Here is a 4,574-nt window from a genome sequence, read left to right as displayed (position 1 = left end):
GCAATGGGCAGGTAGTATTTTTTGAGAAACCCACTCAAAAAATCTCCACCTTTTTTCCATTGCATTCCGAAATTCGGCTGGTTTTTAGCTTTCGCCAAGCCGAACAGACCAAAAACGAGGTTAAGTTGCTCGACTTGGACCAGCAATTGTACCAGCCGAACCACCCAGTTTTATCGATTTAAGCGATAAGCTTACTCTATATTCAGTTACGTTAAGTTCTTAGGGGCTAGCCCCTCGCTTCGCTTCACCCCAGCCTTCACCACTCCACCCAAAAACAAGGGGGATTTTGAAAAAAAACATGCTAAGCAAAAAATACAAAAAACCGTCCTGATGGACGGTTTTTTGACGTGATTTTACTTATTGGTACTTCTAAAATAAGGTTTTTTCATAAATAAATGTATAAAGAACATAAATAGAATAGTCAGTACTAATGGAATAACTGTACTAGAAAAATAATATTTGAAACCACCATTATCTTGTAAAATAGAAATTTTAAATAAGTCAATATCCAATGTGTAAGCAATAATTTGTTCTGTGATTAACAAAAAACTATATATTACTAAAGAAAACCAAGGATAATGTATTTTAAAAATCCTTAGAAATATATACATACCTAATGTTCCAGCTAAAATAGACAAAATAATATCTAACATAATGACACCTCTTACAATATTTTACATAACTCACGTTATCGGTAGTTAGGTTTTTTTAGTTGAATGGGAATGTTTTGATCCAGTAGAAGAATACAAAACCTCCAGCTACAAATAAAGCAGCTAAAATGAATGTTATTAGAGGTATTTTATTTTTCATACTTTTTCCTCCTTTTTCCTAATTGTACCATTTAGAAAAAGTGGTATGTTGTATATTTTTGGTTGTATATGATATTCATAGAGAGTTAACATAACGTCTCATTATCGGTAGCAAATAGTTTCATAGAATCCTTGTGTTTACAGGGGTTTTGTTTATATGTTTATGTATCTCGTATACAGGATTTTATACATAGCTGATATAGCGGGGATTCTAAGGATCCCCGCTATTCTTTTTTTGAATAAAATCTTGCATACTCTTAGTGTGGTTTCTGATGAAGTGAGAACAAAAACAATAAGATATACATTTAAAAGGCCTCTCAGCTTGTCTGAGAGGCCTTTTTGTTCTTTGGTGTTTTTGTATGAATAAGAAAATACAAATAGGTTAGAGATAAATCTGGAGCGTTTGAGAGGTATATAACGAGTCTGAGTAATGTTGATTTTATAGAAAAAAAGAGGTGAAAAGTTAGGTAGTATTACAGAAGTAAAAACTTAAATTTCTACTCCTGTAATACTTGGGTTTTATGGTACTTAATGGTACAATTATATGTACTAAAAGGTACATGTTGGAGGTACTAAAATGGACAAAGAGAAAACGATTCAAGTCAAGTTTACAGTGAATGAAGAACAGTATAAGAAGTTAGAAATATTGGCGAAGATGAGGGAGCTTTCAGTGCCACAGTTTTGTAAGTTGACTTCGTTACAAGTGAAGACACAACCAGCTAGACCGATTGTAGTAAATGATGAATATGTAATGCCAGAACCAGATGTGTTGCTGATGAAAGAAGTAGAAGAACGTTATAACGTAGAGAATCAATTTTTAAAAATAGATAAAGAGTTTAATGAACGATTATATGAATATGCAGTGAAACAACAAGAGCGAAGTAAAAACGATCAATAGAGATCTTTGCGTGTGTTGGTCAATCAAAACGGACCTAGCGAAGCAAAGGGAGTATTTGACTTGACCAACTACACTACACCCGAACCCTCTTGGCACTGAACAAACCACCGTTTGTTCCTGCCAACCGGCGAGGGAGCCCCTCAAGGATTGAGGGGTTGGGGAGTTCGATTAATGGGGTCAAGGGGAAGAGTTCCCCTTGTAGGTTTGGACAAAGTCCAAGGTTTGGTTCGGCTTGCCGAACAGCCCCGCAGGGCACACCTTTACGATAGTAAAATATAGTGTGCTATACTTTACATGGAAGTCCACCGAAAAACAGGGGTGAAGTCTATATACTTTATATGGTTCTAGGGACTGATAAGGACGTAGAACCATATGGAAAAGAGGCGAAAAAATGAGTTACGCAATTTGCCGAATGCAGAAATTTAAAATGCGAGATGTGAAGGGAATTCAGATTCATAATCAGAGAGAAAAAGAGAGCCACACAAATCATGATATTGAATCGGATCGAACACAATTGAATTACGATTTACATAATGATGGTCACATTGATTATTTGAAAACAGTGAAAGACAAGATTGAACAAAATGTAGAGACCAATCGAGCGATTCGAAAAGATGCGGTTGTGATGTGTGAGTTTGTTGTTACAAGTGATAGAGAATTTTTTGATGTATTAGATATAGTTGACCCAGCTCAACAGAAGGTGTTTTTCAAAGAAGCGTATAGCTTCTTAAAAGATAGATATGGTGAACAAAATATTGTACACGCAGCTGTGCATTTGGACGAGAAAACACCTCATATGCACGTTGGAATGGTTCCAGTAACCGGAGAAAATAAGTTATCAGCTAAACAAATTTTTAACCGAAAAGAATTGGTTTCACTCCAGGACGATTTTCATGCTCACATGGTAGAAAAGGGTTTTTATTTGGAACGTGGTGTATCAAGTGACAAAAAGCATGTAGAAATGCGGAAATTCAAGGCAATGACCGCAAAGGAAGAGATAAATGCTTTAGAAAAAGAGATCGGGCAATGTTTACAGAAAAAAGAAGTAGTAAATAAACAAATGGAACAATTAGAATCTCGTTTGAATCAATTACAAAATGCAGTGAAATCAACAAATAACGTCGATAAGATCGAAGTTAAACACAAGGGTGGTATCTTACGCTCTAAAACCGTTGAAATGAGCGTAGAAGACTTTGAGGAACTCAAAACTAAGGCAAAGGCATCAGAAGCCTTTAAACGTGAAAATATGACGTTACATCGCAAGAATGAAGCGCTACAAGCGAGTAATACAGATTTACATACAACAGTGAAGTGTTTGGAAAAAGAAAATGAAGAGTTGAAGCCGTATAAGGGTAAATTTGAACGTCTAGCAAAATTAATTGATGAGATGGATAAATTTTATGAGAAATTTATTCCAAAAGAGATGCCTAAATTCCATGAGATTATTGGTTTTTGTAAGAGAAAAGTAAATGCATCTATGAATAGATTTAGTTCTCTTAGGTATTCAGAAGAAAGATTGAATGAACATGAGAAAAGAGGATATGAAACAGCATCAAAGTTTCTTGAAAATCAACGAAAAGAACAAAAACAACAAAGAAAAGAACGTGGAAATGAAAGAGGACTTTGATAGGAGGATTATCAATAAAAAAGCTAAAGAGAAATGCAATTCAATGCCGAAAATGTAGTGATGTAATTGAATCTAAATTTACACATGATTTTAAGTGTTGTTCGTGTGGATCAGTGGGAGTAGATGGTGGTTTGGAGTATGCTCGTATGCAAGGGAATTTGGAAAATATCATTGAGTTACATGAATTTGAGGAAAAGGAAGGACAGGCATGATAAAATAAAAACGAGCCATGCGGCTAACATGGCTCGTTCTAAAGGGTATTTCAGCAAAAATACCTAAAACTTAATCATCTGTTTATAGATTATCATAATTTTATTATTAGGGTAATACCCGAATTATGATTTTTGGTATTTTTGTTGGTGCTCGTAATATCGAGAGGAGCAACAACACATGACAAAAAAGATTATTAACTTTGGACAAGCTGAACAAAAAGCGAGAAAAAGAGATTTAGAGATTGAGCAGAAACAATTTGAAGAAGAACATCATGGGATGGATCAAGACGCAGTAGATGAAGCTTTAAAGGTATTAAGTAAGGCTACTGGTGGTAAAGAGATTTACATAGGTACTAAAAAGAGTCCTCAATCGAAAGTGAGGTTTGCTCAAATTATGCAAGAAAACATGAAGTTTTTAAGTAAACAAGGATATTTAACATTGAGCGAAAAGGGATTTTTAATAGATATTGCTCCTTATATTTCTTTTTACAGTAATTCTATTGTTTTTGATGTTAAAGCTAAAAATGTTATACCTATGAATATTTCAGAACTGGCTAAAGAACTTGAGAGACCAAGAGATAGAACTAGTAAATTGGTTAATGCATTGGTGAAAAAAGGAGTACTAGCAAAGGCTGAAAGTGGTATTGAAGGAAGTAATGCAAAAGCTTATTCTTTGTTTGTAAATCCACATATTATTTTTGCAGGTGATAAGGATAATATTCCAGAGCATTTACAAGTTATCTTTTTTAAAGCTATGAAAATGCCTATATTAAAACAATTACCTAATAAATTATTTAAGAATTGACATTAGTCGATTCTTTTTTTTTGCTTTTTTATATGTGGCAAAAACGCCACGAATGTGTGGCAAAAACGCCACACATAAAAAAGTGAAAAAAGCCAGTGTTATCAATGCTTTATGCCACTTTTAAAATCCTCTCTCTTCTCACTCTCTATATAAGGGGTTTTTCTCCACGCAATGGGCAGGTAGTATTTTTTGAGAAACCCACTCAAAAAATCTCCACCTTTTT

The 4,574-nt window shown here is 34.4% G+C and carries 5 protein-coding genes; 4 read left to right on the top strand and 1 reads right to left on the bottom strand.

Annotated features, from left to right (window positions below; genetic code table 11):
* Positions 1 to 353: 353 nt before the first annotated feature.
* Positions 354 to 653: a hypothetical protein gene (locus tag AB3X48_RS18275; RefSeq protein ID WP_088084740.1), complete on the bottom strand. Its 300-nt coding sequence runs from the start codon at positions 651 to 653 to the stop codon at positions 354 to 356.
* Positions 654 to 1,386: 733 nt separating this feature from the next.
* Between AB3X48_RS18275 and AB3X48_RS18270 the strand changes: the two genes are divergently transcribed.
* From AB3X48_RS18270 to AB3X48_RS18260, 4 genes are all read left to right on the top strand, one after another.
* Positions 1,387 to 1,707 (top strand): hypothetical protein, encoded by a 321-nt coding sequence (locus AB3X48_RS18270; RefSeq protein ID WP_088004762.1) that lies wholly within the window; start codon positions 1,387 to 1,389, stop codon positions 1,705 to 1,707.
* A gap of 391 nt (positions 1,708 to 2,098) precedes the next feature.
* Positions 2,099 to 3,334: a MobV family relaxase gene (gene mobV / locus AB3X48_RS18265; protein WP_367959787.1), complete on the top strand. Its 1,236-nt coding sequence runs from the start codon at positions 2,099 to 2,101 to the stop codon at positions 3,332 to 3,334.
* A complete protein-coding gene (locus AB3X48_RS22110; RefSeq protein WP_483298828.1) occupies positions 3,331 to 3,546 on the top strand; it encodes a DUF7695 domain-containing protein in 216 nt (71 codons plus the stop codon). The genes mobV and AB3X48_RS22110 overlap by 4 nt, the downstream gene beginning before the upstream one ends.
* Positions 3,547 to 3,724: 178 nt before the next feature.
* A complete protein-coding gene (locus tag AB3X48_RS18260) occupies positions 3,725 to 4,351 on the top strand; it encodes a MarR family transcriptional regulator (protein WP_088084743.1) in 627 nt (208 codons plus the stop codon).
* Positions 4,352 to 4,574: the final 223 nt, after the last annotated feature.

The sequence above is a fragment of the Bacillus sp. S4 genome, from assembly GCF_040838205.1.
Lineage (GTDB): Bacteria > Bacillota > Bacilli > Bacillales > Bacillaceae_G > Bacillus_A > Bacillus_A cereus_U.
Note: the sequence above shows the minus strand (reverse complement) of the source record. Positions and strands in the feature narration are given on the sequence as shown.

Coding starts and splice junctions, on each gene's coding strand:
- AB3X48_RS18275 (WP_088084740.1), bottom strand. CDS start 653: ATGTTAGATATTATTTTGTCTATTTTAGCTGGAACATTAGGTATGTAT.
- AB3X48_RS18270 (WP_088004762.1), top strand. CDS start 1,387: ATGGACAAAGAGAAAACGATTCAAGTCAAGTTTACAGTGAATGAAGAA.
- mobV (WP_367959787.1), top strand. CDS start 2,099: ATGAGTTACGCAATTTGCCGAATGCAGAAATTTAAAATGCGAGATGTG.
- AB3X48_RS18260 (WP_088084743.1), top strand. CDS start 3,725: ATGACAAAAAAGATTATTAACTTTGGACAAGCTGAACAAAAAGCGAGA.